Raw genomic sequence first — 25,660 nt, 5'->3', positions numbered from 1 at the left:
CGTCCTCCCATATCTTTGGGAGCGAGCTTGTCACCGTGACTGCCAGGCCGCCAGCCGCTCCTTCGCGTCCGCCTCGAGGTCGGCGTAGAACAGGTTGAAGCCTGGGACCTTGCGCCGATCGGCCCAATCGCCGGTTCGCTTGAGCGCCGACGACTTGGGATGGCTCACCATCAGGACCCCTCCTTCGCAGCGGGCGGAGACCTGGCGCGCCAGGAAGGCGGGGCGCGCGCCCCACTCCAGGCCTGTGGCGTTGGCCGCGCCCAGGTGCAGGCGAGCCGGGGCCGGCTGGTCGGTGACCGCGCCCAGCAGCGGGTTGAAGCAGAGCGCGGGGCGTGGCGCGAGGTTGGCCAGCTCGCCGTGCTCATTCCACACCAGGGCGCGCTCCAACAGACGCCTCGGCTTGTCGAAGTCGCCGTCGTAGACCTGGGCCCACGCGGCCAGGCAGCCGGCCTGGGCCCGCTGGACGCACGGCGCGATGGGCGGCGCGTCGGCCGCGACCACGGTATCGATCAGATAGGCGGCCACCAGCCGGCTCTGCAGCACAGGATCGCGCGCCACCTCGTCGGCCAGCAGCCGGGAGGCCAGGGTGCCGCCCTGCTCCACGCCGACGATGATGAACGGCCGCCCGCCGTTGTCCTGTTCGACGTACCAGCGGAAGGCGTCGCGGACGTCGCCGTAGGCGAACTGGCGAGCCTCGCGGGCGTCCTCGCGCAGGGTGGTCAGGCTGTAGAGGCTGGCCTGGCGATAGCGCGGCGCGAAGACCCGGCCGACGCTGACGAACGGGCCGACGTAGTTCGGCGCCATCACGGCCTCGAACTGGCGGTTGGCCTTGCGCGCGTTCAGCCGGGCGTTCCAGTTGCGGCCGCCGTCGTAGGTGGTGGGCGCGACGAAGAAGATGTCGGCGGCCAGGGTGCTGCCCGGCTTGGCGCGCAGGTACCAGGAGCCCGAGGTGGCGTAGTTCGGTCCCGGTGGCGGGTCGTAGGTCTGGAATGGGACCTTGGGATCCAGCGCGGTCGAGACCAGATCGCCCCAGAAGGCGACGACGCCCAGGGCCAGCACGACGAGCATGCCCAGGATGCCGGCGAACCACCAGCGCGTGCGCCGCGGAGCCGGCTTGTCCATGCTAGCGGTAGGGGTCCGGCTGGCTGAGGTAGCGGCCGACGTAGTCGCCGATGCCCTCCTCCAGCGAGGTCATCGGCCGTGCATAGCCGGCGGCGGCTAGGCGCTCCATCTTCGCCTCGGTGAAGTACTGGTACTTGTCGCGGATGGCCGGCGGCATCGGGGTGTATTCGATCTGGGCGTTCTTGCCGGCTGCGGCGAACACCTGGCGCGCCATGTCCTCGAAGCTTCGGGCCTGTCCGGAGCCCAGATTGTAGAGGCCGTTCACCTGCGGATTGTCCAGCAACCAGCGGGTGACGTCGGCGACGTCGCGGACGTAGACGAAGTCGCGCTGCTGGCCGCCGTCGGGCACGTCCTTGCGATAGCTCTTGAAGAGCTGGACCGCGTGGCCCTCCCGAACCTTGGGCCAGATCTGCGAGGCCACGGACTTCATCGAGTGCTTATGCTCCTCGTTCGGTCCGTAGACGTTGAAGAACTTCAGGCCCACCCACTGCGGCGGCGCATAGTCGCGGCTCGCCTGGCGGGCGGCGAACAGGTCGAACAGCGCCTTCGACCAGCCATAGGTGTTCAGCGGTTTGAGCGCCGTCAGGGCCTTGTAGTCGTTGTCGTCGTCGAAGCCATGCTCGCCCGCGCCATAGGTGGCCGCGGAGGAGGCATAGACCAGGCGGCGCTGATGGTCTGCGCACCAGCGGAACAGGTCGCGGCTGAGCGTGAAGTTGGAATGGACGATCTTGTCCGCGTCCGGCTCCGTCGTGGACGAGACGGCGGCCATGTGGACGACCATTTCGACGTCGCGCCAGCGCCTTTCCAGCCAGTCGAACATGGCCTCCGGCGCCACGAAGTCGCCGATGGGGGCCTTGGCGATGTTCCGCCACTTGCCCAGCTCGGCTTCGCGCAGGCGGTCGCAGACCACGACGTCCAGGTCGCGGTCCTCGGCCAGCCTGGCCACGATGTTCGAGCCGATGAAGCCCGCTCCGCCCGTGACGAAGACGATGCGCCGGGTCATGCGCTCTGTTCCTTCTTCACCAGGCGCGCGATGGCCGCCGAGGTCGAATAGCCCTCGACGATCGCGGCCAGCTTCACCTCGCCGCCCCACGATTTCACCAGGTCGCCGCCGACCACCTGGTCCTCGGAATAGTCCGCGCCCTTGATCAGCACGTCGGGCCGGGCCGCCTGGATCAGCCTGACCGGGGTATCCTCGTCGAACGGCGCCACCAGATCGACGCTGCGCAGGCCGGCCAGCACCAGGGCCCGGCTCTCGAGGTCGTTGACCGGCCGGCCCTCGCCCTTCAGCGCGCGCACCGAGGCGTCGGAATTCACGCCGACGATCAGCCGGTCGCACCAGGTGCGGGCCTGGGCCAGATAGGCCACGTGGCCCTTGTGCAGGATATCGAAGCAGCCGTTGGTGAAGCCGACCCTCAGGCCCTGGGCGCGCCAGCGCGCGACCTCTTCGCCCAGCCGCTGGATCGTGGCGACCTTGCCCTCGGCGACGGCCGTGTGGGCCGAAAGGACGGCCTCCACGAGTTCGTCGGGGCTCACCGTCGCGGTGCCCGCCTTGCTCACCGCGACGCCCGAGGCGAGCTGGGCGAAGGCGATGGCGGTCTCCAGGTCCGCCCCCGCAGCGACGGAGAGCCCGAGCGCCGCCAGGGCCGTGTCGCCGGCGCCGGAGGCGTCGAACACCTCGCGCGCCACGGTGCGGAAATGGCGGACCGGCTGGCCGCGCAGCCCCAGGGACACGCCCTTCGCCGCCCGGGTGACCAGCACACCCCTGGTCGACCACAGCTCCAGGGCGCGGCCGATCGCGGCCTCCAGCTCCTCGTCGGTCTCAGTGGGCAGGTCGGTGGCGTAGCCGAGCTCGGCCGCGTTCGGCTTCACCAGGTCGATGTCGCCGTAGCGGGCGAAGGAACGGGCTTTCGAATCCACGATCACCTTGGCGCCGGTCTCGGCGGCGACCTCGTGCGCCGCGGCGATCACCGCGTCGGTGACCACACCCTTGCCGTAGTCGGAGATCAGCACCACGCCGGCGCCGCGGGCGGCGTCCTTCAGGGTGCGGATGAGGCGCTGCTCGACGTCGCCCGCGACGGCGCGGCTCTCCTCAAGGTCGACGCGCAGGAGTTGCTGGCCGCCGGAGATGAAGCGTGTCTTCAGCGTGGTGGGACGGTCGGCGTCGGTGACGAGGTAGCCCTCGATGGCCGGCTCTTCCTCGCCCACCAGGCGCAGGGCCTCGTGGCCCTCGGCGTCGCCGCCGATCAGGCCGACCAAGGCCACCGAGCCGCCCAGGGCGGCGATGTTGCGGGCGACGTTGCCGGCGCCGCCCAGCATCTTCAGTTCGCGCGAGCGGGCCAGAATGGGGATCGGCGCCTCGGGCGAGACGCGGCTGACGCTGCCGTAGACGAAGCGGTCCACCATGAGATCGCCCACGCAGGCGACGCGCTTGCCCGGAAGGTCCCCGAGCAGGTGCTGAAGAGCGGCCAGATCCATGGCGCTAGCGTGTGCGGCGCGTTGGCGGGCCGGTCAAGCGGCGCGGACGGCTTCGTGGACGGCCTTGAGCTGCTTCAGAAGGCCCGCGGCGGCCGTCAGCGGCAGCGCGCTGGGGCCGTCGCAGAGCGCCCGATCCGGGTCCGGGTGGAACTCCAGGAACACCCCGTCGGCGCCGGCCGCCACGGCGGCCCGGGCGATCACCGGCACCCCATCGCGGCGACCGCCCGTGGCGACGCTGTTGCTGCGCGGGTCGGCGCCGGGAAGCTGGACCGCGTGGGTCGCGTCGATGGTCACCGGGACGCCCAGTTCCTTCATCCGCTCGATGCCCAGCATGTCGACCACCAGGTTGTTGTAGCCGAACGAGACGCCGCGCTCGCAGAGGATGGTCAGGTCCTGACCGGGCGTCGCCTCGCGGATCTTGTCGACGATGGCGCGCGCGTCCCAGGGCGCCAGGAACTGGCCCTTCTTGACGTGCAGCAGGCCGCCCGCCGCGGCTGTGGCGCGGGCCGTCGCCACCACCAGGTCGGTCTGGCGACAGAGAAAGGCCGGGATCTGCACCAGGTCGGCCACGGCGGCTACCGGCTCGGCCTGGTCGATCTCGTGCAGGTCGGTGCAGATCGGCACGTCCAGCTCGGCCTTCACGGCGGCCAGCATCTCCAGCCCCTCGACCAGGCCGGGGCCGCGATAGCTGCGGATCGAGGAACGGTTCGCCTTGTCGAAGCTGGCCTTGAACACGTACGGCAGGCCGAGTTCGGCGCAGGTCGCCTTCAGCTGGCGGCCGACGTACAGCGCCATGTCCAGGTCTTCGAAGACGTTCAGCCCGGCGATCACCGCCAGCGGCTGGCCATCGCCGATGGAGAGGTTCCAGCGATTGAGCGTCAGGACGGCCATGGTCTTCCTTTGGGGGCGCGAAGCGGTTCGCGGGCTTAGTCGCCTGCCCCGCGCGTCATCTCAAGCGCATTCGCCGCGCGTCCTGATCGGCGTCTTGACCGTATCCGTCCCACGACCGATAGCGCGCACCGCCGTCGGTGCTATCCTCGGCGTGGGTATGGGGGCGTGAGAATGGTCGGAGGTTCGCATGTGACGGACCTTTCAGGGACGCCTCTGGTGTTCCGTACAGCGGCGCGGACGATCATCCGGAACTGGAACACGGGGGTGATGACCTTCGTGCTGCCGGATGGCCGCGAGATTCGGCTGGAAGGCGCCGATCCCGGCCCCGAGGCGCGCCTGATCGTCCACGACTACGACTTCATCAAGCGGACCATCTCGAACGGCACCATCGGCTTCGGCGAAGGCTACATGGCCGGCGAATGGGACACCCCCGACCTGTCGGTGCTGCTGGAGGTGCTCGCCTCGAACTACGCGCGCTTCGAGAAGGTCTCGTTCGGGACGCCCTTCATGGCGGCGCTGAACGTGATCGAGCACGCCTTCCGCCGCGCGAACAGCCGGTCGGGCTCGAAGAAGAACATCCACGCCCACTACGACCTGGGGAACGCCTTCTATTCGCGCTGGCTGGATCCCACGATGACCTATTCCGCCGCCCGGTTCGCGACGCCGGGCGAGCCGCTCTCCGACGCCCAGAAGCGGAAATACCGCACGCTGTGCGAAAGCATGGCCCTGGAAGCCGGCCATCATGTGCTGGAGATCGGCTGCGGCTGGGGCGGATTCGCCGAATTCGCCGCCAAGGACGTGGGCGCCAAGGTCACCGCCATCACCATCTCCGAGGAGCAGTTCAAGTTCGCCAAGGAGCGGATGTTCCGCGAGGGCCTGAACGAGAAAGCCGACATCCGACTGGTGGACTACCGGGACGTGGGGGGCCGCTTCGACCGGGTCGCCTCCATCGAGATGTTCGAGGCCGTAGGCGAACGCTATTGGCCGACCTATTTCGACAAGGTGCGCGAGAGCCTGAAACCCGGCGGCCAGGCCGGCCTGCAGATCATCACCATCCGCGAGGAATATTTCGAGCACTACAAGCGCACCCCGGACTTCATCCAGAAGTACATCTTCCCGGGCGGCATGCTGCCGTCGGAGGAGCGGCTGAAGGCCGTGACCGACAAGGCCGGCCTGTCGTGGGGTCCGATCTCAAGGTTTGGCGTCTGCTATGCCGACACCCTGGCGGAATGGGGGCGGCGCTTCGAGGCCGCGTGGGACGAAATCACCGGCCTCGGATTCGACGAGCGGTTCCGGAAGCTCTGGAAGTTCTACCTGAGCTATTGCGAGGCGGGCTTCCGCACCGAGCGCACCGACGTCGTCCAACTCAGCCTCATCAAAGCTTGACCGGCCCCCTGTTCGAGCCCGCCGCCGTTCCTTAAGTAGGCGGCCATGCAAGTCGCGTCCTCGATCCTCGATCTGATCGGCAACACGCCGCTCCTGCGGCTGCGCCGCGCCAGCGAAATGACCGGGTGCGAGATCCTCGCCAAGGCCGAGTTCATGAACCCGGGCCAGTCCGTGAAGGATCGCGCGGCGCTCTACATGGTTCGCGACGCGGAGCGGAAGGGCCTGCTGCGGCCCGGCGGCCGGATCGTCGAGGGCACCGCCGGCAACACCGGCATCGGCCTGGCCATGGTCGGCAAGGCGCTGGGCTACGCCTGCACCATCGTCATCCCCCGCACCCAGAGCCAGGAGAAGAAGGACGCCATCCGGCTTTATGGCGCGGAACTGGTCGAGGTGGACGCGGTCCCCTATGCCAACGAGATGAACTATGTGAAATATTCCGGCCGTTTGGCGGCGGAACTTGACGCGAAGGAGCCGAACGGAGCGGTCTGGGCCAACCAGTTCGACAATGTCGCCAACCGCGAGGCCCACATCCGGGGCACGGGTCCCGAGATCTGGGCCCAGACGGACGGCAAGGTCGATGGCTTCATCAGCGCGGTAGGTTCGGGCGGCACCTTGGCCGGCGTCGCCCACGCGCTTCGCGAGCGGAACCCGAACGTGAAGATCGGCCTGGTGGACCCCCACGGCTCGGCGCTGTTCCGGTACTATACCGAAGGCGAACTGGGCTCCGAGGGCGGTTCCATCAGCGAGGGCATCGGCCAGGGGCGGATCACCGCCAATCTCGAAGGGCTGAAGATCGATCATGCCTACCGCATCGACGACGCGGAGATGCTGCTCGCCATCTTCGATCTCATGCAGTTCGAAGGATTGGTGATGGGCGGATCCACCGGGGTCAACGTCGCCGGGGCCATCCGCATGGCGCAGGACCTGGGGCCGGGCCACACCATCGTCACCATGCTGTGCGACCACGGCCAGCGCTACCAGTCGAAGATCTACAACCCGCCATTCCTGCGGGAGAAGGGCCTGCCGGTTCCGTCATGGCTGGAATAGATCCCCTCGTCTCCACGGCTTGGCTCGCCGAGCGTTTGGGCGATCCGGGCTTGCGGGTCGTAGACGCCACCCTGCCCCTGGTCGGCCAGCCCGGGCATGGCCGCGACAGCTATCTCGCCGGCCACATCCCCGGCGCCGTGTTCTTCGACATCAACGCCATCGCCGATCCCGATACCGACCTGCCGCACATGCTGCCGACGCCCCAAGCGTTCGCCACGGCCGCCGGAGCGCTCGGGCTGGGCCGCGACGCCACCGTCGTCGTCTACGACGCCCACGGGATCTACTCCGCGCCGCGGGTGTGGTGGACGTTGCGGGCGATGGGCTATGCCGACGTCTTCGTCCTCGACGGCGGCCTCAAGAAGTGGCGCGCCGAGGGCCGCCTCGTGGAGATCGAACCCCAGGCGCCTGCGCCCGTGGCCGTCGCGCCCGCGCCGGATCCAGGCCTGGTGAAGGACCTCGCCGCGGTGACCGATATCCTGGCGACGGGCTCGGCCCAGGTGGTGGACGCCCGTTCCGCCGGACGATTCCGCGGCGAGACGCCGGAGCCCCGCGCCAGCCTGCGCTCGGGTCACATGCCGGGCGCGCTGAACCTGCCGTTCGACCGGGTGGTGAACCCGGACGGGACGCTGAAGTCCACGGACGAGCTCGGCGCCGTCTTCGCCCACGTGGACCTCGGCCGGCCGATCGTCACCACCTGCGGATCGGGCGTCACGGCGTCCGTGCTGGCGCTGGCCCTGGCCCGCCTTGGGCGGTTGGACGTCGCGGTCTATGATGGCTCCTGGACCGAATGGGGCGGGCGTTCCGACACCGCCGTCGTCACCGGAGCCTGATCCATACACGTACGCGTCGCCCGAAAAGCCGACCTCGCACACCTCCCCGCCATCGAGCGGTCCGCCGCCGCGGCCTTCGAGGGACACGACGTTCCCGCCTGGTTGTTGACCGACGCCGCGCCGGCGGACAACTGGCGACCGCACCTCGATGCCGGAACCTTGTGGGTCGCCGAGGACGATGGCCAGGCCGTGGGCTATCTGGCCGGCCGGGTGGAGCGGCCCCGCCTGCACATCGACGAGGTGGACGTCCTGCGCGCCTTCCAAGGCCGGGGCATCGGTCGCGGCCTGCTGACCACGGCGGCGGATTGGGCGCGGGCGAAGGGCCTGCGGGCGCTGAGCCTGACGACCTTCCGCAACGTGCCGTGGAACGCGCCCTTCTATGCCGCCTTCGGCTTCCGCGAATGGGACCCGGCCGAGGCGCCGCCCAGCATCCAGGCGTCGCTGGCCTACGAGGCCGCCAAGGGGTTGAAGAACCGCTGCGCCATGATCATGGACCTGTAGCGCGTCGCCTATCGCATAGGGGGCGGATACATGAGCCCCGGCGCCGGCGCGTTCCAGAGCGCGTTCAGTCCGCGGTCCAGGCGCAGGGCGGAGTCCTGGCCCAGGTCGCGGCGGAAGACCTCATGATAGGCGCCGACCTGACGGATCACCTGGAACGCCCAGTCGGCCTTCAGGCCCAGCAGCGCGCCCAGGTCGCCCTCGATGCCCAGCAACCGGCGGGTCTCCGGATCGGTGGCCGTTTCGCGGGCCTGCTCGACGGTGTCGGCGCTCAGGCCCAGTTCCTCGCCCAGGAGGGTGGCATAGACCGTCCAGCGCACGATCTCGGCCCAGACCGGATCCTCGCGCCGGACGACCGGTCCCAGCGGCTCCTTGGAAATCACGTCGGGCAGGATGACGTGCCCATTCGGGTTCGCCAGCAGCGAGCGCGAGGCGGCCAGGGCCGAAATGTCGGCGGTGAACACGTCGCAGTTCTCGGCTTCGTAGAGGGCGCGGGCCTGTTCTTCCGACGTGGCCATCACGGCCCGGTACTTCATGCCCCGGACCCGGAAATAGTCCTCGAGGTTGCCGGCGCTGGCGGTGCCCTCCTGGACGCAAACCCGGGCGCCGCCCAGCTCCTCGGCGCTGGTCAGGCCCATGGCCCGAGGCGCCAGGAACCCTTGGCCATCATAGTAGGTGATCACCGGGAAGCTCAGGCCCAGCCCCGCGTCGCGGGCGAAGGTCTGGGAAGTGTTTCGCGACAGCAGGTCGAGCTGGCCCTTCTGCAGGGCGCCAAAGCGGTCCTGGGCGTCGATGATCGTGAACCGCACCTTCCCGGCGTCGCCCAGGGTCGCGGCCGCCACGGCCCGGCAGATGTCGACGTCAAAGCCCCGCCAGGCGCCGCGCGCGTCCTTGAGCGCAAAGCCTGGCAGGCCCGCGTGGACGCCGCAGATCACGTAGCCGCGCTTCTTCACGGCATCGAGAGTGGGGCTCTTGGCGGGCATATATCCCGGCTGCGTGGCGGTGACCTTGGCCGCCGGCGCCTGCTCCGGAGCCTGGGCCTCGGGCTTGGGTGGTGTGCACGCAGCGAGGAACGCCGTCAGGACCGCCATCGCCGCGAGGCGCCGGATCATCGCTGCTCCTTGAAACCGAAAGTCGCTTGAGGCTCTAAGTGCCGCTGGCACTTTCGCCAGCGTCGACCGGACCCGCAACCCCGCATGTCGGACGAGACCCGCCTGATCCACGCCGGCAAGGCCGCCGGCGCCCTGGCCAAGACCGTCGGCCCACCGATCCAGAAGGGCTCGACGGTCCTGCTGCCCAACGCCGACGCCCTGTACGACGACGCCAACCACCTGACCTACGGCCGCGCCGGCCTGGCGGCCCAGGCGGCCCTGCAGGACGCATTGGCGGTGCTGGAGGGCGCGGTCGGCGTCTCGCTCTACCCGTCCGGCATCGCGGCGATTGCCGGGACGCTGATGGCCATGCTGAAAGCCGGCGACGAGATCCTGGTGGTCGACAACGTCTATAAGCCGGTGCGGCGGTTCTGCGACAACGTCCTGAAGCGCTTCGGCGTCGCGGTGACCTATTTCGATCCGGGAACGCCGCCTGGGACGCTGGTGGCCGGCGCCTCGACGGCGGTGCGGATGATCCTGATGGAGAGCCCGGGTTCCCTTTCCCTGGAGATGCAGGACACGCCGCGGATCGCCGAGCTGGCGCGCGAGCGTGGGATCCTCACCGCCATCGACAACACCTGGGGGGCCGGCCTGCTCTTCAAGCCCCTGGCGCATGGGATCGACCTGTCGATCCAGGCCCTGACCAAATATGTGGGCGGCCACTCCGACGTGTTCATGGGCTCGGCCGCCGCGCGCGACCCGGTGCTGGTCCGCAAGCTGGCGGACGGCGTGAATCACATGGGCTGGGCGGTCTCCGGCGAGGACGCCTACGCCATGCTGCGGGGTCTGAGGACCCTGCCACTGCGGCTGGAGAAGCAGGGCGCCAACGGGCTGAGGGTGGCCCACTGGCTGCGCGACCAGCCGGAGATCGCCCAGGTGCTGCACCCCGCCCTTCCCGACTTCCCGGATCACGAACTCTGGGCGCGGGATTTCAGCGGCGCCTGCGGCCTGTTCAGCTTCGTCCTCAAGCCCGCGCCGGACGTCGCGGTGAACGCCTTCCTGGACACGCTGAAGCTGTTCGGTCTCGGCTTCTCCTGGGGCGGCTTCGAGAGCCTGGCTATCGTCTGCGATCCGCAGCTCAAGGTGCGTCGACACGCCCACGACTACGGCGGCCCGCTGATCCGCCTGCACATCGGCCTGGAGCATCCGGACGACCTCATCGCCGACCTGCGCCGTGGCCTGGACGCCTACGCCAGGCTAGCCGGCTGAGAGGCTGATGGAAGACGAACTCGCCGCCTTCGTGGCCGAGGAGCGGCTGCCGGACACCTTCAGCCTCACGGTCGAGCGCGTGTGCCGGCCGCTGGCGCACATGGCCGCCGAAGCGCGGGCGGCGCTGGGCCACACGGCGGTCATCGGCCTTTGCGGCGCCCAAGGGTCGGGAAAATCGACGATCGCGGCCGCCTCGGTGCGGATTCTCCAGGCGCAGGGCCTGAACGCGGTGACCCTGTCGCTCGACGACTTCTACCTGAGCCGCGAGGCGCGGGGCTGGCTCTCGCGCAAGGTCCACCCGCTGCTTGCGGTGCGCGGGCCGCCGGGGACGCACGACGTGGCCCTGGCCTGCGTCGTCCTCGACCACCTGTCGCGGGCCGAACCCACGCCCCTGCCCGCCTTCGACAAGGCGCTGGACGAGCGCAGGCCACAGGCGGAGTGGCGCGAGGCGATGGGGCCGGTGGACGTGGCGATATTCGAGGGGTGGTGCGTCGGGGCGCGGCCGCAGCCCAAGGCCCTTCTGTCGCGGCCGGTCAACGAGCTGGAACAGATGGAAGACCGAGATGGGCGCTGGCGGCGCTATGTCGACCGGGCCCTGGCGGAGGCGTATCAGGCGCTGTTCAGCCGGCTGGACCGGCTGGTCCTGCTGGCGGCGCCGGGGTTCGAGGTGGTGCGCGACTGGCGCACCGAACAGGAACACAAGCTGCGGGACCGGACCGGCGCCGGCATGGACGACGCCGCGGTGGCCCGCTTCGTGGAGCACTATGAGCGGCTGACCCGCTGGATCCTGGAAGAGATGCCGGGCCGCGCCGACTGGACCGTGCCCCTGGCGGCGGACCGCACGCCGCTGGCCTAGTCGCCGCCGCCCTTGGACGCCACGATCATCGCCTCGCGCTCGGCCGGGGTCAGGATCCGCCACTTGCCCTCGGGCAGGTCGCCCAGCGCGAGCGGACCGATCCGCACACGCAGCAGGTCCATGACCCGCAGGTCCAGCAGCTCGCACATCCGCCGGATCTGGCGGTTGCGGCCTTCCGTGAGGGTGAAGCGCAGCACCTGGCCCTGGATCACCTCGACCTTGGCGGGCCGCAGCTTGCGGCCGTCCAGGCTGAGGCCGTGGCGCAGCCAGCCCAGGGTCTCCTGGTCGATGCGGCCGGCGACCCGGACCACGTACTCCTTGTCCAGCTCGGACTGCGGCCCGATCACCGCCTTGGCCAGCACCCCGTCGTTGGAGAGGATCAGCAGGCCGTGGCTGTCGAGGTCGAGCCGGCCCAGCGGCGGCAGGCTCATCTTGGCGTCCGGGATCGGTGCGCTCTCGCCCACCAGCGCCGCCTTGGTCAGCAGCCGTACGGCGGGCGTGTACCCCGGCTCGGGCTGGCCGGAGACGTAGCCGGTCGGCTTGTTCAGCACCGCGGTGAAGCCCTCGAGCCGGCCCTCGGCCTTGTCGGTGAGGGTCAGGGTCTGGCCGGGCTGGATCTTGCGCCCAGCGTCCTCGACCCGCTCGCCGTCGATATAGACCAGGCCCTCGCCGATCAGGGCCTCGGCCTCGCGCCGCGAGCAGACGCCGGCCTGCGCCAGCCACTTGTTGACCCGCTGCGGTTCGGCCTCGTCATAGGTCTTCGTCCAGGCCAAGGGCTACTCCATCCGGACTGTCGAACGAGACCTAGTCCGGAGCGGGGGCGGAAGGCCAGAGCGATCGGCGCCCTGGCGGAACATGATCCAGGGCGGTGGCGCGCCCGGCAGGACTCGAACCTGCAACCGTCCGCTTAGAAGGCGGATGCTCTATCCGGTTGAGCTACGGGCGCTCACAGCGACCCTAGTGGGTCCAGGGAATCCGTCTGCCGAACGCGAAGTTGTCGGCATAGGCCTTGATGATCCGCTTGGCCGGCGGCGGATCGATGAGCTGGAAGGCGATGCCGTGGGCTTCGGCGTAGCGCACGGCCTCTTCCTTGGTGTCGAAGGTCAGGCGCACCTGGCTCGACTCCGTGTCGCTGGTCACCGTCCAGCCCATCAGCGCGTCGGGTCGTCGCGCGGCGCTGGGTTCGAACTCAAGCACCCAGTTCGCGGCCTTGGCGCGGCCGGACTGCATGGCGGTCTTGGACGGACGGAAGATGCGCGCGAGCATTCTCGTAGGACCCCTAAAGTTCGCCGGCGTGGTCGGGGCGGCAAGATTCGAACTTGCGACCCTCTGCTCCCAAAGCAGATGCGCTACCAGGCTGCGCTACGCCCCGAGGACGCCGGAGGCCCGTCAATATGGGCGTTTCGGCGTTTCGGCAAACCTAACCGTGCCGACTCATCACCTTGAAGACCCCGGAGGCCCGGACGATCTCCACGCCGCGGGCATAGAGGCGACCGTCGGCGAAGGCCACGTCCTTGGTGGCGCGGCTCATTCGCGCCTCGCCGATGATCCAGTCGCCCTGCCGGGCCATGTGCAGGAAATCGATGGAGAGGTGGATGGTCACCGCCACCTTCTGCGTTCCCCGTCCCACGGCCATGGCCAGCAGGCCGTCGGTGAACGCCGACAGCATGCCGCCATGGACCAGGCCGATGCCATTGGTGTGGCGAGGCAGGGCGTAGAAGGCCTGTTCGACCGTGTCGCCATCGGTCACCCGGTGGAAATAGGGCCCGTTGTGGGTCGAGAACTGCCCGCGGCCCTGGGAACGGACGAAGCCGGCGGGCGGCTCGGGGATATCGTCAGCCACGCGGCATGGCCCGGTGCAGCACCCGGTCGCCGGGCAGGAGGCCGATCTGGGCGGCGCGGCCCGCGGCCAGCTCCAGTACGAACTTGGCCGGCCCCGCCGACGGCGCGCCGCTCTCGTCCAGCGGCTGGACGTTGCGGCTGATCGACACCACCCGGCCGTCGGCGCCGATGTAGACGATGTCCAGTGGGATGAGCGTGTTGCGCATCCAGAACATCTGCGGCGTGGCCTTCGGGAACAGGAACAGCATGCCGCGATCGGCGCTGAGCGAGCGCCGGCACATCAGGCCGTATTCCCGCTCCATCTCGCTGTCGGCGATCTCGACCTGGAAGCTCGACACACCCTTGTCCGTGCGCACCTGCAACGGCTCCAGCGGCTTAATCTCGGCCTGGCCCTTGCAGGTCTTGGGGTCCTGGCGCGGGATCTGGGCCATGGCCGGCGCGACAGCCGTCATCGCCAAGGCCAGCGCGACGGCGGCGCGCCGGGCGGTCAACTCATGCAGCACGAAAGTAAGCTCCGAAGCGCGTCTCGTCAGGAGAGGTTAGACGCCTCGATCTCGGCCACGACAAGCCCCTTGGGGCCCTCGGCGAAGCGCACCATCACGCACTCCCCGGGCTGGAGATCCTCCATGCCCGAACGCCGCAGCGTCTCGATGTGGACGAAGATGTCGCCGGGCTCGTGGTCGCGCACCACGAAGCCATAGCCTTTGGCGCGGTTGAACCATTTCACCTTGGCTTCTTCCAGCGGACCGGTGGCTTGCAGGGCGGTTCGCCGCGGCGCCCGGGCCGCGAAGCCCTCGGGACGCCGCAGTTCGTCGGGGCGGCGCTCGGGCGGTGTGGCTGAGCTCTCATCCACAAGTACGACCTCGGCGACCTGCCAGCCCTTCGGCCGGCGGACGACGTCGCAGGTGATCATCGAGCCTTCGAGGCAGCTTTCCCGGCCTGAGGTCCTGAGGCTGGTGACGTGCAGCAGCACGTCCTTGAGGTCCGTCAGACTTGGATCGTCGGGCACAATGAAGCCGTAGCCCTTGCCCGCATCGAACCACTTCACGCGACCTGAGATACGCACCGGCGGCGGCGCATCAACATGCTCGAATTCGTAACCAGCCATTTGCCCCTCGGCCCGCTACCCTCCCGACACATGGATCGGAGCCGACTATAACACTGTTCTTGTAACACATATGGCGTCAATGGTGATTCGAGTCGGCGAATTCTGGCTCCCAAAACGCGGAACACCTGGGCCGCGCATCAAGGGCAGGCATAGGCGCTGCGCCGGGGCCGATATCCAAGATGCGGTGAGGGTCGGGGGGAGCTCGCGTGGCAGTCCCTAGGGGAGTCGAACCCCTCTCTCCAGGTTGAAAACCTGGCGTCCTAACCGATAGACGAAGGGACCGCGTGGCGCGAGGCGCGCTCTATAGCGGCCTTGGTTTAGGAGCGCAAGCGGCCGAAATCACCCTTATGCGCGACGCGGATCGGCCACATCCTCGATCTCCAGTTCGACCCCTTGGCGACCCTGCCAGTCGTCGGGTTTCAGCTTGCCCGCCACGTGGATGGCTCCGCCTTCCTGCATGAGACGTCGACCTGTCTCGGTGTCCTCGACCCGCCAGGCCACCGCTTTCAGCCGTCCGCCGGACCCATCGGTCAGGGTGCAACGCACGTGGCCGCCGCGCAGGGCCATCGGCCGCTCCACCCGAACGTCGGCCGCCGCGAAGGTCGGTTCCGGATTGCCGGGACCAAAGGGGGCCAGCCGCTGGAAGTCGGTCCAGAGCGCACGGTCGGCTCCGCGCGTGGTGACGAGGGCGTCGATCTCCAGCCCGTCCTCGGCCGCGGCGAGCTTCGCTTCCGCCCCCATGCGCTCGCACAGGAACGCGCGCAGCTCGGGGATGGTGTCGGGCCGCACCGACAGGCCCGCGGCCATGGCGTGGCCGCCGCCGGCCAGCAGCAGGCCCTCCTCGTAGGCCGCCTGGACGGCGCGCCCCAGGTTCACGCCCGGCTGGGAGCGGCCCGAGCCCTTGCCCACGTCCGCCGCCCGGTCGATCCCGATGACGATGACCGGCTTGCGGTAGCGCTCGCGCAGGCGGCCGGCGACGATGCCGATGACGCCGGGGTGCCAGCCGTCCTCGGCCACCACCAGGCACGGCGCATCGGCCTGGTTGCTCTCGCGCTCGATATGCCGGACCGCCGCCTCCTGGACCGCCGCCTCAACCTCCTTGCGAGAGGCGTTGAGGCCGTCGAGTTCGGCGGCCAGGGCCGCGGCTTCCTCGGGATCGTCGGTCGACAGCAGGCGTGCGCCCAGGTCGGATCGGCCGATACGCCCGCCGGCGTTGATCCGCGGGCCCAGCAGGAAGCCCACGTGGAAGACCGAGGCCGGCCCCTGCCCCTTGGCCACGTCCATCAGCGCCTTGAGGCCGGGATTGGCCCAGGCGGACATCACCTTCAGCCCCTGGGCGGTCAGGGCGCGGTTGAATCCCGTGAGTTGGGTGACGTCGCAGACGGCGCCCATGGCGGCCAGGTCCAGCCAGGCCCTGATGTCGGGCTCCGCGCCGTTGAACAGGCCGCGCTTCCGCGCCTCGCGGTTCAAGGCGGCCAGCAGGACGAAGCTGACGCCGGCAGCGGCCAGGTGCCCCTGCCCCGAGCTGCAGTCCGGCCGATTCGGGTTCACCAGCGCGGCCACCGCAGGGATCTCGCCCGGCCGCATCAGGTGATGATCGATCACCACGACCGGCAGGTCGATCTCGGCGGCGCAGGCCAGGGCGTCGTGCGCGGCCGCGCCGCAGTCGACCGTGATCACCAGTTCCGCGCCATCGGCCTTCAGGTGGCGAAACGCGGCCGGCGACGGGCCGTAGCCCTCGACGATGCGGTCCGGAACATAGATCGACAGTTCCAGGCCCATGGCCCGGAACCAGCGAACGATAAGCGCCGCGGACGAGGCGCCGTCGACGTCGTAGTCGGCGAACACCACGACGCGGCGCTTCGCCTCCAGGGCGTCGACCAGTATCTCCGCGGCCCGGTCCATGTCGGCGAACGAGGATGGATCCGGGAACAGAGCCTTGAGCGTCGGACTGAGGAAGTCCGCCCCCGCCTCGGCGCTGATTCCACGTGAGGCCAGGGCGCGGGCCAACAGCTCGGACAGGCCGTGACTCAGCTGGTGGCGGCGCGTGACGTCGGCGTCGGCGGCGCGCTGCCGCCAGAGCCGGCCGCTGAGCGACCGCGTGACCCCCAGGAACCCCACGTTCGCGCTCCCGTCAGCCATTCGCTCGTCCACCCTGCATCGGCGGGACTATCGGCCCGCGGCCCACGAGTCGCCAGGACCTATCGCCTTAGGCCGCCGCTGCGACAGGATCGGACGCAACACGCCTCAGACTGGGCGCTTCATCCGCACGTCGCGGACCGTGCGGGTCGCGGAGTTCATAACCAGGGTGTGGGTGTGGACGAAGCCGCCGGAGAAGGTGACGCCGTCCAGCAGCGCGCCCTTGGTCACCCCCGTGGCCGCGAAGATCGCATCGGCTCGGACCATCTCGTGCAGGTCGTACTTCTTGTCGAGGTCGGTGATGCCCACGCGCGCCGCGCGGGCGCGTTCGTCGGCGTTGCGGAACACCAGCCGGCCCTGGAACTGGCCGCCGACGCACTTCAGCGCCGCGCAGGCCAGCACACCCTCGGGCGCGCCGCCGGAGCCGACGTAAAGGTCGATGCCGGTCTCCGGATCCGTGGTGTTGATCACGCCGGCAACGTCGCCGTCAGTGATCAGATGCACCCGCGCCCCGACCGAACGGGCCGACGCAATGATCTCGGCGTGGCGGGGACGGTCCAGGATGCAGACCGTGATCTCGCTGGGCTCGACGCCCTTGGCCTTGGCCAGCGCCTGCACGTTCTCGGCCGGGCTCTTGTCCAGGTCGATGACGCCGGCCGGATAGCCCGGCCCACACGCGATCTTGTCCATGTAGGTGTCGGGCGCGTTCAGCATCGTGCCCTTGGGCGCCCAGGCCATCACGGCGCAGGCGTTGGCCATGGCCTTGGCCGTCAGGGTCGTGCCTTCCAGCGGATCCAGGGCGATATCGATCTTGGCGCCTTTGCCCTTGCCGACCTTCTCGCCGATGTAGAGCATCGGAGCCTCGTCGCGCTCGCCCTCGCCGATGACGATCTCGCCGTCGATATCGAGGTCATTGAGCGCCGTGCGCATGGCGTCCACGGCGGCTTGGTCGGCGGCCTTCTCGTCACCGCGGCCCACCAGCTTCCAGGCGGCGATCGCGGCGATCTCGGTCACCCGGACCGCGTCCAGAACCAGTCCGCGATCCAGAACTTCAGAGCTCATCTTCGTTTCCAACCTTAGCGCTTCTTTCTCGGAGCCGCGTTTGACCCTAGATGCGAGCAATCCGCAACAGGTGAGGACGGTCCAATACCGCTGGAAGCCCTGCGATTCTCTCAACTGCCGCCGTCAGGACAGATTCGGCGACCGCATGCGTCGTCAGGACGATCGGCACGCCCTGCGCCCCTTCGGTCGGCTTCTGCAGGAAGCTCTCGATGGAGACGCCCGCTTCGGCCAGGGTCTCGGACACTGCCGCGATCACGCCCGGCTCGTCCTTCACCAGGAAACGCAGATAGGCGCGGCCCATCATCTTCGAGGGATCGATCGGATCGAACGGCTTCAGCGACACGGCCGGCGCCTGGAACACCGGGCGCACCGCTGCGGTCATCACGTCGGCGATGTCGGCGGCCACGGCGGCGGCGGTGGGCCCCGCCCCCGCCCCCGGTCCCTGGACGAAGATGCGGCCGATCCGGGCGCCCTCGATGAACAGGGCGTTCAACGCCCCGCCGGCCTGGGCCAGCGGATGGTTCAGAGGCGCCAGCGACGGGTGGACCCGCACCAGCACGCCCTCCGCAGACCGTTCCGCCGACGCCACCAGCTTGATCCGGTAGCCCAGATCCTTGGCCATGCGGATGTCCAGCAGGTCGACCTGCTCGATGCCTTCGATCTCGGCGGCCGCGAAGTTCGGCGCGCAGCCGAAGGCCAGGGCGGCCAGGATCGAGATCTTGTGCGCGGCGTCGAAGCCGCCGACGTCCATGGTGGGATCGGCCTCGGCGTAGCCCAGCCGCTGGGCCTCGCCCAGGACCTCGGCGAACGAGCGGCCCGTCGCCTCCATCTCCGTCAGGATGTAGTTGCAGGTGCCGTTGAGGATGCCGGCGATCGACTTGATCTCATCGCCGACCAGGGCTTCGCGGACCATTTTCACGGCCGGGACGCCGCCCATGACCGCCGCCTCGAACAGCAGCGGCGCGCCCTTGGACTCAGCCAGGGCGGCCAGTTCCGCGCCATGCTCGGCGATCAACGCCTTGTTGGCGGTGACCACCGGCTTGCCGGCGGCCAGCGCCGCCTCGACCGCGGCCTTGGCGGGACCATCCGAGCCGCCGATCAGTTCCACGAACAGGTCCACGTCCGGCGAGTTGGCCAGCGCCACGGGATCGTCGAACCAGGGCAGGCCCGAGATGTCGAAGGGGCGCGGGCGCGAGCGCGAGCGGGCGGAAACCCCGGTGACGACCACCCTGCCCCCGGCCGGCGCGAAGTCCGGATGCTCCGAGAGGAAGGTCAGCAGGCCCGCGCCGACGGTGCCCAGACCCGCGACGCCGACGCGCCAGGTTTTTCGATCGCTCATTGCGCAGCCAGGGCGTTGTGCGCCCGCCCCAGAATTTCGTCGGAGTTGGCCAGGAACTTCTTCACGCTGCGCGCGGCCTGGCGGATGCGGTGCTCGTTCTCCACGAGGCCGATGCGAACGTAACCCTCGCCGTACTCACCGAACGCGATGCCGGGGGCCACGGCGACGCCCGCCTCCTCGATCAGCAACTTGGAGAACAGCATGGAGCCGGCGGCTTCGTACTGCGCCGGCAGCTTCGCCCAGGCGAACATCGAGGCCGGCGGCGCGGGAATGTCCCACCCCGCGCGCTTCATTGCGTCCACCAGAGTGTCGCGGCGCGACTTGTAGATGGCCCGGATCTCGTCGATGCAGTCGGTCGGCCCGTTGAGCGCGGCGGCGGCGGCCACCTGGATCGGCGTGTAGGCCCCGTAGTCCAGGTAGGACTTCACCCGGGCGAGCGCGGCGCACATCCGTTCGTTGCCCACCACCATGCCCACGCGCCAGCCGGCCATGGCGAAGGTCTTGGACAGCGAATTGACCTCGACGGCGATGTCCTTCGCCCCCTCCACCTGCAGCAGCGAGGGCGGCGGGTTATTGTCGAAGTAGATCTCGGAATAGGCGATGTCGGACAGCACCAGCAGGTCGTGCTTCTTCGCCAGGGTCACGATCTCCTTGTAGAAATCGAGGTCCACCCACTGGGCCGTCGGGTTCGACGGATAGCTGACGATCAGCACGCTGGGCGGGGGCGCCGAGTGCTTCACAGCGCGGCTGATGCCGGCCAGATACTCCTCGGGACTGCCCGCCGGCACGTGGCGGATCACGCCACCCGCCATGATGAAGCCGTAGGCATGGATCGGATAGGCCGGGTTCGGGCAAATGATCACGTCGCCCGGCGCGGTCAGGGCCTGGGCCAGGTTGGCGAAGCCCTCCTTCGATCCGAGGGTGGCGATCACCTCGCGGTCCGGATCCAGCTTCACGCCGAAGCGGCGGCCGTAGTAGCCGGCCATGGCCTTGCGCAGGCCGCCGATGCCCTTGGAGGCCGAATAGCGGCCGGCCTTCGGGTCGCGGGCCGTCTCGACCAGCTTGTCGACGATATGCTTGGGCGTCGGCATGTCGGGATTGCCCATGCCGAAGTCGATGATGTCCGTACCCTGGCTGCGCAGGCGCGCCTTGATGCGGTTGACCTCCTCGAAGACGTAGGGAGGGAGGCGTCGGATGCGGTGGAATTCGGGTGTCATAGGTAGAGCTCTTTCGCCGCGCTTCGCCCATGCGGCCGATCTGCGAGCTGACGTCGAGGCTTCGATAGACTCCGGGCGGGAGTCCGCCAAGCCGGTGCGGGGATTTTTATGCCTCTCGCGGCCTTCAGCCCCTTGAGGGACTCAGCGCCGCGGAGGCGGTGTAGCTCGCTCGCGGAGCGAGCGGGCGAAGGCTTCGGCGTCGCCGGGCTTCGGGGGTTCGATCTGCGGGCCGGCGTCGCGACGGGCCTTCTCGGCGAAGTCGTCGGTGCCCTGGAGCGTCCAGGTGCCCGGCGCGGTGGCCTGCTCCAACGCGGCGCCTTCCGCCAGGACTGAGCGCGCATCGCGGCCATACTGGGCCAGGGGGCGGATGTCGGTCGGCGCCTTGGGAATGCTGGCGAAGGTGGGAAACTTGCCGTCCTGGCGCGTCAGGCGGGCCACGTCCGCGGCCACCGGCGAGGCCGGATCGATCTTCGAATCGGCGAACGGATTGCCGACGCAGCCGCTGAGCAGCACGGAACCCACCGCGACGGCGAGCACCGTGGCGGCGCCAGGGATAGTCGGAAAAAGCGGGCGCGACGCATTCATTTGCGCCAAGGTCTTATGCGATGATCGACAATGACGAAAGAGCGCGACGTCAGATCGCGGCGCTCGGGAGAACGACAGGATGAGCGAGCAGACCTCGACCCCCGGCAAGGGGCCGAAGAAGGCGGGCTCCAAGAAGGCCGGCAAGAAGGCGGACAAGGCGCCGGCGGCCGAGGCCAAGACGTTCAAGGCCGAACCGCCCCCTGTGCAACCTGCGCCGGCCACGGCGACGTCGGGCTTCGACCCCGGCGCCTTCAGCGCCGAGCAGCGTGCGCAGATCGAGCAGCTGTCGATGAACCTGGCGCGCGCGGCCATCACCGCCCAGGGCGCGATCGCCGAGATGGCCCTGCGCCAGGCGGACCGGCCGGCGGCGCTATCGCCCGACCCCTTCCACGTGGCCCCTGCCCTGAACCAGGTGATGAGCCGGCTGGCCGCCCAGCCCGACCGGATGATGCGGGCCCAAGCCGACCTGTTCTCCCGCTACCTGGATCTCTGGCAGGCCACCGCCCGGCGCGCCAGCGGCGAGGTTCCCGACCCCGTCGTCGCGCCGGCCAAGGGCGACAAGCGGTTCAACGATCCCGACTGGTCGGAGAACCCCGTCTTCGACGTCATCAAGCAGTCCTATCTGCTGACGGCCAATTTCCTGAACGGCCTGGTGGCCGACGTGGACGGCGTCGACCCGCTGGAGAAGCGCCGGGTCGAGTTCTTCATGAAGATGCTCACCGACGCGTTCTCGCCGTCGAACTTCCTGGCCTCAAACCCGACGGCGCTGAGGGAGGTGATGGCCACGGGCGGCGCCAGCCTGGTCAAGGGCATGGAGAACTTCCAGTCCGACCTCCAGCGCGGCGGCGGGCAGCTCTCGATCGCCCAGACCGACTACGAGATGTTCAAGATCGGCGAGAACGTCGCCACGGCTCCGGGCAAGGTCGTTTTCCGGAACGAAATCATCGAGCTGCTGCAGTTTTCCCCAACCACGGAACAGGTCTTCGAGATCCCGTTGGTGATCTTCCCGCCGTGGATCAACAAGTTCTACATCCTGGATTTGCGCCCCGAGAACTCGATGATCCGCTGGCTGGCCAGCCAGGGGATCACGGTGTTCGTGGCCTCCTGGGTGAACCCCGACGCCACGCTGGCGACCAAGACCTTCGAAGACTACATGCGCCAGGGCATCTACGAGGGCGTCGCAGCGGCCAAGACCCAGGCCGGCGTCGACCATGTGAACACCGTCGGCTACTGCATCGGCGGCACCTTGCTCTCGGCGACGCTGGCCCACATGGCGGCCAAGGGCGACACGTCCATCGGTTCGGCGACCTTCTTCGCCGCCCAGCAGGACTTTTCCGAGGCCGGCGACCTGCTGCTGTTCACCAACGAGGACTGGCTGAAGGACCTCGAGGCCAAGATGGACGAAGGCGGCGGGGTGCTGTCCGGCCAGACCATGGCCGACACCTTCAATGCGCTGCGCGGCAACGACCTGATCTGGTCGTTCTTCGTGAACAACTACCTGATGGGCAAGGAGCCGAAGCCCTTCGACCTGCTGTTCTGGAACTCCGACCAGACGCGGATGCCGAAGACGCTGCACACCTTCTACCTGCGCCGGTTCTATGGCGAGAACGCCATGGCCAAGGGAGACTTGACGCTTGATGGCGTGAAGATCGACCTGGGCAAGGTGAAGGTCCCGATCTACGTGCAGTCCTCGAAGGAGGACCACATCGCCCCCGCCCGCTCGGTGTTCAAGGGCGCCCGGCTGTTCGGCGGGCCGACGACCTTCACCATGGCGGGGTCCGGCCATATCGCCGGGGTGATCAACGCCCCCGCCGCCAACAAGTACCAGCACTGGACCAACGACAAGCTGCCCGCCACGCTCGAGGAGTGGCAGGCCGGCGCCGTCGAGGCGGCGGGGTCCTGGTGGCCGCATTGGGTGGCCTGGCTGCAGGCCAAGTCCGGCAAGAAGGTCCCGGCGCGCGACCCTGCCAAGGGGCCGCTGAACCCGCTGGGCGACGCGCCGGGCGAGTATGTGAAGGTGAAGAGCTGACGATGCGGCGCGGCGCCCTCGCCGCCTGCGCGGCGGCCGCGATCCTCATCGGGCCGCCCGCTTTCGGCCAACCGCGGCCCGAACTGGACGGCCCCACCCAACTGGAGATGAACCAGCAGGCGGACGCCCGGTTCAAGATCGCCGACCGGGAACTGAACGCAGCCTACCGCAAGCTCGTGGCCCAGGCCTCGGCCGGCGGTCGGGAACGCCTGCGGCAGGCCCAGCGCGCCTGGATCGCGTTCCGCGACCTGGACTGCGCCGCGCGCGCCGGTTCGCGCGGCGGGTCGTTCCATCCCGCGGCCGTTTCCCTCTGTCTCGAAGCTGTGACGGACGATCGGACGCGCACCCTTCAGGCTGAGCTCAACTGCGCCGAAGGCGACATGGGCTGCGGCGGCCACGTGGACTGAACAGTCGACGCCGGCCCGGCCGTGCGAAGCGCCGCCTTACTAAGGTTTAATGCAAGCTACCTTGCACCGCCCAATACCTTGCCGTACCTCTTGGGTCAGCAAGGAGGGGCGAACCCAGTGCCCGAAGCCATCGAAATCCAGTTGAAGAAAGGGGCGCTCGAACTTTGCGTTCTGGCCCTGCTTTCGAAGCATGACAGTTACGCCTACGAGATCGCCGCCCAGCTGGCCGACGCCATCGGCATGGGCGAAGGGACGATCTATCCCCTGATGCGCCGGCTTCAGGCCGACGGTCTGGTCGAGACCTATCTGGTCGAGAGCAGCGCCGGCCCGCCGCGCAAATATTACCGGCTCAGCGAAGCCGGAAAGAAGAACTTCACCTCGCAGCAGGCGGCCTGGAAGTCGTTTTCCGGCGCCGTCGAGAGCATCCTTGGAGGGGCGCAATGACACGCCAGGCTTTCCTGGCCCGGCTGCGGGAAGGCCTGCGCGGCCTGCCCCCGCAATCCGTGGCCGATATCGTAGCCGACTATGAGGCGCACTTCACCGACGGCGAGGCCGCCGGCCGCAGCGAGGCCGAGGTGGCCGCTGCGCTCGGCGATCCGGACCGGCTGGCCCGGGAGATCCGCGCCGAGAGCACGATGACCCGCTGGCGCGAGGAGCGCAGCCCCTCCTCCGCCGCCGCCGCGGTGTTCGCGGTCCTTGGCCTGGGCGCCATCGACATCCTGATCCTGCTGCCGATCCTGATGGGCGTCGCCGGCGCCATCATCGGCCTGGCCGTGGCGGTCATCGTCTGCTTCTTCGCCGGCGCCTTCGTCTTCGCCGCGGGCCCCTTCACCGACCCGCCGGGCGGCCCGATCACGGCGGTCCTCAGCGGCATCGGCATCATGGCCGGATCGGCCTCGGGCGGCGCGCTGCTGACCATCGTCTCCATCGGACTGATGAACGCCCTCGTCTGGTACGGGCGGCTCCACTACCGGCTGCTGAAGCCGGCCCTCGAACCGCAAGCCTAGGAGGCCACGATGATCCGCGTACTCTTCATGATCGCCATCGCGGGCTTCGTGCTCTCGGTGGGAACCCTCGCCGCGGCCTTCGCCATCGGCGGCCCCGAAGCCGTCGCCCGCGGCGGCTGGGTCGTCGCCGGCAAGGACTGGAGCGGCGACTGGGATTGGGACTGGGACGACCACGACCATCACGGCCGCGGGGCCCGCTGGTCCAGCGACTCCGGCCCACAGGCCACGCGCACCCTCGCCTGGAGCGGCGCCGACAAGCTGGATCTCGATCTGGCCGCCGACGTCCGCTACGTCCAGGCCGCCGGGCCGGCCACGGTCACGGTCACCGGTCCACGGCGCGCCGTGGACGAGGTGATCGTCCGCGGCGACAGCATCCGCTACGACCATCGGCGCGCGCACTGGCGCCCGAAGCTCAGCATCGTGGTCCAGGCGCCGAATGTCACCAGCTTCGATCTGTCGGGGAACAACACCCTGACGATCGAGAACTACCGCCAGGCCCGGCTGAAGCTGGACCTGTCGGGCGACGCCGAGGCCACGGCGACCGGCGAGACGGACCTGATCGAGCTCGACATCTCCGGGAGCGGCGACGTCGACCTGGGCTCCCTGAAGGCCAAGGGCGCGAACGTAGACGTCTCGGGCGCCGCTGATGCGGTGATCGCACCCACCGATTGGGCCAGGCTGGACATCTCGGGCTCGGGCGACGTGCGGCTCCTGACCAACCCGGCCAAGCTCGAAACCGATGTCAGCGGTTCGGGAAAGGTGCGCCAGGACGGGCCATCGACCGGTCCGTCGCCCTCCCCCTCGGCTTCACCGTCTCCCAGCCCAAAGGCCCCCAAGCCCTAAGGCTGTCACTGGCGGCCCGGGGCATTGCGCCGCCCCGGGCCGTCCTTTTCAGGCGGGAATGAACTTCAGCGCCACCCCGTTGTTGCAGTAGCGCAGCCCCGTCGGGCGCGGGCCGTCGTTGAAGACGTGCCCCTGGTGGCCCAGGCATTGGGCGCACTCGTAGGCCGTCCGCGCGACGCCGATCTTGTAGTCCGTCTTGGTGACGAGAGCGCCCGGCAGCGCGCGGTAGAAGCTGGGCCAGCCCGTGCCGCTCTCGTACTTGGTGTCGGAGCTGAACAGCGGTAGGCCGCAGCCCAGGCAGGCGAACGTGCCCTTGCGGTGTTCCTTCAGCAGCGGGCTGGTCCCGGGCCGTTCGGTGTCTTCCTTGCGCAGCACCAGGTAGGCGGCGGGCGGAAGGCGCTTGCGCCATTCCTCGTCGGTGATCTTGCGATAGGGCGACGACGCATAGGCGTCCTTCGCCGCGGCCAGGGACGAGGCCGGGATGCACAGGGCGGCGACGGAGGCGGCGGCCAGGAAGCCGCGGCGATCGAGGGTGCGAGGAGTGCTCATGACCCCGATTACGTGCGCTCTCGCGGGCGAGATGCAAGGGCCCGCCGGCGGATGGGTCCCATGCG

27 protein-coding genes and 3 tRNA genes are annotated in these 25,660 nt (G+C 69.2%); 11 read left to right on the top strand and 19 right to left on the bottom strand.

Annotated elements, in window-relative coordinates; genetic code table 11:
• Positions 1-30: 30 nt before the first annotated feature.
• Genes EPO51_RS06000 through kdsA form a run of 4 tightly spaced genes read right to left on the bottom strand, consistent with a single transcriptional unit; the run spans position 31 to position 4,491 of the window.
• Complete coding sequence (locus tag EPO51_RS06000) at positions 31-1,122, bottom strand: DUF3089 domain-containing protein (RefSeq protein ID WP_293347237.1); 1,092 nt, start codon at positions 1,120-1,122, stop codon at positions 31-33.
• A gap of 1 nt (position 1,123) precedes the next feature.
• The gene (gene rfaD, locus EPO51_RS05995; RefSeq protein ID WP_293347234.1) at positions 1,124-2,125 is read right to left on the bottom strand and encodes an ADP-glyceromanno-heptose 6-epimerase; all 1,002 of its coding nucleotides are present in this window, start codon (positions 2,123-2,125) and stop codon (positions 1,124-1,126) included.
• Positions 2,122-3,600 carry a D-glycero-beta-D-manno-heptose 1-phosphate adenylyltransferase gene (rfaE2, locus tag EPO51_RS05990; RefSeq protein ID WP_293347231.1) on the bottom strand — a complete coding sequence of 493 codons (1,479 nt, stop codon included), beginning with the start codon at positions 3,598-3,600 and terminating at the stop codon, positions 2,122-2,124. Before rfaE2 ends, rfaD begins: the two co-directional genes overlap by 4 nt.
• A gap of 33 nt (positions 3,601-3,633) precedes the next feature.
• Positions 3,634-4,491, bottom strand: a complete 858-nt coding sequence (gene kdsA, locus EPO51_RS05985) for a 3-deoxy-8-phosphooctulonate synthase (RefSeq protein WP_293347228.1) — start codon at positions 4,489-4,491, stop codon at positions 3,634-3,636.
• Between the two features lie 189 nt (positions 4,492-4,680).
• Between kdsA and EPO51_RS05980 the strand changes: the two genes are divergently transcribed.
• The 4 genes from EPO51_RS05980 (at position 4,681) to EPO51_RS05965 (ending at position 8,255) form a co-directional block, all read left to right on the top strand.
• A complete protein-coding gene (locus tag EPO51_RS05980) occupies positions 4,681-5,877 on the top strand; it encodes a class I SAM-dependent methyltransferase (protein WP_465246590.1) in 1,197 nt (398 codons plus the stop codon).
• Between the two features lie 45 nt (positions 5,878-5,922).
• The gene (locus tag EPO51_RS05975; protein WP_293347222.1) at positions 5,923-6,924 is read left to right on the top strand and encodes a cysteine synthase A; all 1,002 of its coding nucleotides are present in this window, start codon (positions 5,923-5,925) and stop codon (positions 6,922-6,924) included.
• A complete protein-coding gene (gene sseA / locus EPO51_RS05970) occupies positions 6,912-7,754 on the top strand; it encodes a 3-mercaptopyruvate sulfurtransferase (RefSeq protein ID WP_293347219.1) in 843 nt (280 codons plus the stop codon). Before EPO51_RS05975 ends, sseA begins: the two co-directional genes overlap by 13 nt.
• A gap of 105 nt (positions 7,755-7,859) precedes the next feature.
• Positions 7,860-8,255, top strand: coding sequence for a GNAT family N-acetyltransferase (locus tag EPO51_RS05965; protein ID WP_293347216.1), 396 nt, complete (start codon positions 7,860-7,862; stop codon positions 8,253-8,255).
• A gap of 8 nt (positions 8,256-8,263) precedes the next feature.
• Here EPO51_RS05965 and EPO51_RS05960 read toward each other — a convergent pair whose 3' ends face one another.
• Positions 8,264-9,364, bottom strand: coding sequence for an amino acid ABC transporter substrate-binding protein (locus EPO51_RS05960; protein WP_293347213.1), 1,101 nt, complete (start codon positions 9,362-9,364; stop codon positions 8,264-8,266).
• Between the two features lie 84 nt (positions 9,365-9,448).
• Between EPO51_RS05960 and metC the strand changes: the two genes are divergently transcribed.
• Together metC and EPO51_RS05950 are read left to right on the top strand one after the other, a co-directional pair.
• Positions 9,449-10,612: a cystathionine beta-lyase gene (gene metC, locus EPO51_RS05955; protein ID WP_293347210.1), complete on the top strand. Its 1,164-nt coding sequence runs from the start codon at positions 9,449-9,451 to the stop codon at positions 10,610-10,612.
• A gap of 7 nt (positions 10,613-10,619) precedes the next feature.
• Positions 10,620-11,468 (top strand): kinase, encoded by an 849-nt coding sequence (locus EPO51_RS05950; RefSeq protein WP_293347207.1) that lies wholly within the window; start codon positions 10,620-10,622, stop codon positions 11,466-11,468.
• On the opposite strand, the gene EPO51_RS05945 is transcribed toward EPO51_RS05950, so the two are convergent.
• From EPO51_RS05945 to EPO51_RS05885, 13 genes are all read right to left on the bottom strand, one after another.
• Entirely contained in the window at positions 11,465-12,241 is a 777-nt protein-coding gene (locus EPO51_RS05945; RefSeq protein WP_293347204.1) for a pseudouridine synthase, read from the bottom strand. The two genes, EPO51_RS05950 and EPO51_RS05945, sit on opposite strands and share 4 nt — an antisense overlap.
• A 96-nt stretch (positions 12,242-12,337) precedes the next feature.
• Positions 12,338-12,414 (bottom strand) — tRNA-Arg (locus EPO51_RS05940).
• Positions 12,415-12,425: 11 nt separating this feature from the next.
• A complete protein-coding gene (locus tag EPO51_RS05935) occupies positions 12,426-12,734 on the bottom strand; it encodes an ETC complex I subunit (RefSeq protein ID WP_293347201.1) in 309 nt (102 codons plus the stop codon).
• A 29-nt stretch (positions 12,735-12,763) separates the two neighbouring features.
• A tRNA-Pro gene (locus EPO51_RS05930) sits at positions 12,764-12,840 on the bottom strand.
• Between the two features lie 48 nt (positions 12,841-12,888).
• Positions 12,889-13,311 carry a PaaI family thioesterase gene (locus EPO51_RS05925; protein WP_293347198.1) on the bottom strand — a complete coding sequence of 141 codons (423 nt, stop codon included), beginning with the start codon at positions 13,309-13,311 and terminating at the stop codon, positions 12,889-12,891.
• On the bottom strand, positions 13,304-13,813 hold the full coding sequence (locus EPO51_RS05920; protein WP_293347195.1) for a DUF192 domain-containing protein: 510 nt from the start codon (positions 13,811-13,813) through the stop codon (positions 13,304-13,306). The genes EPO51_RS05925 and EPO51_RS05920 overlap by 8 nt, the downstream gene beginning before the upstream one ends.
• Positions 13,814-13,839: 26 nt before the next feature.
• Entirely contained in the window at positions 13,840-14,418 is a 579-nt protein-coding gene (locus tag EPO51_RS05915) for a cold-shock protein (protein ID WP_293347192.1), read from the bottom strand.
• A gap of 207 nt (positions 14,419-14,625) precedes the next feature.
• Positions 14,626-14,700 (bottom strand) — tRNA-Glu (locus EPO51_RS05910).
• 63 nt (positions 14,701-14,763) lie between these two features.
• Positions 14,764-16,560: a single-stranded-DNA-specific exonuclease RecJ gene (gene recJ, locus EPO51_RS05905; RefSeq protein WP_293347189.1), complete on the bottom strand. Its 1,797-nt coding sequence runs from the start codon at positions 16,558-16,560 to the stop codon at positions 14,764-14,766.
• A gap of 105 nt (positions 16,561-16,665) precedes the next feature.
• Entirely contained in the window at positions 16,666-17,619 is a 954-nt protein-coding gene (gene glpX / locus EPO51_RS05900) for a class II fructose-bisphosphatase (protein WP_293347186.1), read from the bottom strand.
• A 46-nt stretch (positions 17,620-17,665) separates the two neighbouring features.
• A complete protein-coding gene (locus EPO51_RS05895; protein ID WP_293347183.1) occupies positions 17,666-18,958 on the bottom strand; it encodes a homoserine dehydrogenase in 1,293 nt (430 codons plus the stop codon).
• Entirely contained in the window at positions 18,955-20,175 is a 1,221-nt protein-coding gene (locus EPO51_RS05890) for an LL-diaminopimelate aminotransferase (RefSeq protein ID WP_293347180.1), read from the bottom strand. The genes EPO51_RS05895 and EPO51_RS05890 overlap by 4 nt, the downstream gene beginning before the upstream one ends.
• Positions 20,176-20,316: 141 nt before the next feature.
• On the bottom strand, positions 20,317-20,712 hold the full coding sequence (locus EPO51_RS05885) for a hypothetical protein (protein ID WP_293347177.1): 396 nt from the start codon (positions 20,710-20,712) through the stop codon (positions 20,317-20,319).
• A gap of 337 nt (positions 20,713-21,049) precedes the next feature.
• Between EPO51_RS05885 and phaC the strand changes: the two genes are divergently transcribed.
• The 5 genes from phaC (at position 21,050) to EPO51_RS05860 (ending at position 25,046) form a co-directional block, all read left to right on the top strand.
• A complete protein-coding gene (gene phaC, locus EPO51_RS05880) occupies positions 21,050-22,789 on the top strand; it encodes a class I poly(R)-hydroxyalkanoic acid synthase (protein ID WP_293347713.1) in 1,740 nt (579 codons plus the stop codon).
• 2 nt (positions 22,790-22,791) lie between these two features.
• On the top strand, positions 22,792-23,196 hold the full coding sequence (locus EPO51_RS05875) for a lysozyme inhibitor LprI family protein (RefSeq protein ID WP_293347174.1): 405 nt from the start codon (positions 22,792-22,794) through the stop codon (positions 23,194-23,196).
• Between the two features lie 117 nt (positions 23,197-23,313).
• Positions 23,314-23,640: a PadR family transcriptional regulator gene (locus EPO51_RS05870; protein WP_293347171.1), complete on the top strand. Its 327-nt coding sequence runs from the start codon at positions 23,314-23,316 to the stop codon at positions 23,638-23,640.
• The gene (locus tag EPO51_RS05865; RefSeq protein WP_293347168.1) at positions 23,637-24,203 is read left to right on the top strand and encodes a DUF1700 domain-containing protein; all 567 of its coding nucleotides are present in this window, start codon (positions 23,637-23,639) and stop codon (positions 24,201-24,203) included. Before EPO51_RS05870 ends, EPO51_RS05865 begins: the two co-directional genes overlap by 4 nt.
• A 9-nt stretch (positions 24,204-24,212) precedes the next feature.
• The gene (locus tag EPO51_RS05860) at positions 24,213-25,046 is read left to right on the top strand and encodes a GIN domain-containing protein (RefSeq protein ID WP_293347165.1); all 834 of its coding nucleotides are present in this window, start codon (positions 24,213-24,215) and stop codon (positions 25,044-25,046) included.
• A 48-nt stretch (positions 25,047-25,094) separates the two neighbouring features.
• Here EPO51_RS05860 and msrB read toward each other — a convergent pair whose 3' ends face one another.
• Positions 25,095-25,595 carry a peptide-methionine (R)-S-oxide reductase MsrB gene (gene msrB / locus EPO51_RS05855; protein WP_293347162.1) on the bottom strand — a complete coding sequence of 167 codons (501 nt, stop codon included), beginning with the start codon at positions 25,593-25,595 and terminating at the stop codon, positions 25,095-25,097.
• Positions 25,596-25,660: the final 65 nt, after the last annotated feature.

The organism is Phenylobacterium sp., assembly GCF_004297125.1.
Lineage (GTDB): Bacteria > Pseudomonadota > Alphaproteobacteria > Caulobacterales > Caulobacteraceae > Phenylobacterium.
The sequence above is the reverse complement of the archived record's forward strand: the minus strand, read 5'-3'. Positions and strand labels throughout refer to the sequence as shown.

What these genes read in the sequence shown, in the direction of transcription:
- rfaE2 (WP_293347231.1), bottom strand. Translation starts at nt 3,600, where the DNA reads ATGGATCTGGCCGCTCTTCAGCACCTGCTCGGGGACCTTCCGGGCAAG.
- EPO51_RS05915 (WP_293347192.1), bottom strand. Translation starts at nt 14,418, where the DNA reads ATGGCTGGTTACGAATTCGAGCATGTTGATGCGCCGCCGCCGGTGCGT.
- EPO51_RS05935 (WP_293347201.1), bottom strand. Translation starts at nt 12,734, where the DNA reads ATGCTCGCGCGCATCTTCCGTCCGTCCAAGACCGCCATGCAGTCCGGC.
- EPO51_RS06000 (WP_293347237.1), bottom strand. Translation starts at nt 1,122, where the DNA reads ATGGACAAGCCGGCTCCGCGGCGCACGCGCTGGTGGTTCGCCGGCATC.
- EPO51_RS05875 (WP_293347174.1), top strand. Translation starts at nt 22,792, where the DNA reads ATGCGGCGCGGCGCCCTCGCCGCCTGCGCGGCGGCCGCGATCCTCATC.
- sseA (WP_293347219.1), top strand. Translation starts at nt 6,912, where the DNA reads ATGGCTGGAATAGATCCCCTCGTCTCCACGGCTTGGCTCGCCGAGCGT.
- EPO51_RS05960 (WP_293347213.1), bottom strand. Translation starts at nt 9,364, where the DNA reads ATGATCCGGCGCCTCGCGGCGATGGCGGTCCTGACGGCGTTCCTCGCT.
- phaC (WP_293347713.1), top strand. Translation starts at nt 21,050, where the DNA reads ATGAACCTGGCGCGCGCGGCCATCACCGCCCAGGGCGCGATCGCCGAG.
- msrB (WP_293347162.1), bottom strand. Translation starts at nt 25,595, where the DNA reads ATGAGCACTCCTCGCACCCTCGATCGCCGCGGCTTCCTGGCCGCCGCC.
- EPO51_RS05865 (WP_293347168.1), top strand. Translation starts at nt 23,637, where the DNA reads ATGACACGCCAGGCTTTCCTGGCCCGGCTGCGGGAAGGCCTGCGCGGC.
- glpX (WP_293347186.1), bottom strand. Translation starts at nt 17,619, where the DNA reads ATGAGCTCTGAAGTTCTGGATCGCGGACTGGTTCTGGACGCGGTCCGG.
- metC (WP_293347210.1), top strand. Translation starts at nt 9,449, where the DNA reads ATGTCGGACGAGACCCGCCTGATCCACGCCGGCAAGGCCGCCGGCGCC.
- EPO51_RS05975 (WP_293347222.1), top strand. Translation starts at nt 5,923, where the DNA reads ATGCAAGTCGCGTCCTCGATCCTCGATCTGATCGGCAACACGCCGCTC.
- EPO51_RS05860 (WP_293347165.1), top strand. Translation starts at nt 24,213, where the DNA reads ATGATCCGCGTACTCTTCATGATCGCCATCGCGGGCTTCGTGCTCTCG.
- EPO51_RS05895 (WP_293347183.1), bottom strand. Translation starts at nt 18,958, where the DNA reads ATGAGCGATCGAAAAACCTGGCGCGTCGGCGTCGCGGGTCTGGGCACC.
- rfaD (WP_293347234.1), bottom strand. Translation starts at nt 2,125, where the DNA reads ATGACCCGGCGCATCGTCTTCGTCACGGGCGGAGCGGGCTTCATCGGC.
- EPO51_RS05890 (WP_293347180.1), bottom strand. Translation starts at nt 20,175, where the DNA reads ATGACACCCGAATTCCACCGCATCCGACGCCTCCCTCCCTACGTCTTC.
- kdsA (WP_293347228.1), bottom strand. Translation starts at nt 4,491, where the DNA reads ATGGCCGTCCTGACGCTCAATCGCTGGAACCTCTCCATCGGCGATGGC.
- recJ (WP_293347189.1), bottom strand. Translation starts at nt 16,560, where the DNA reads ATGGCTGACGGGAGCGCGAACGTGGGGTTCCTGGGGGTCACGCGGTCG.
- EPO51_RS05950 (WP_293347207.1), top strand. Translation starts at nt 10,620, where the DNA reads ATGGAAGACGAACTCGCCGCCTTCGTGGCCGAGGAGCGGCTGCCGGAC.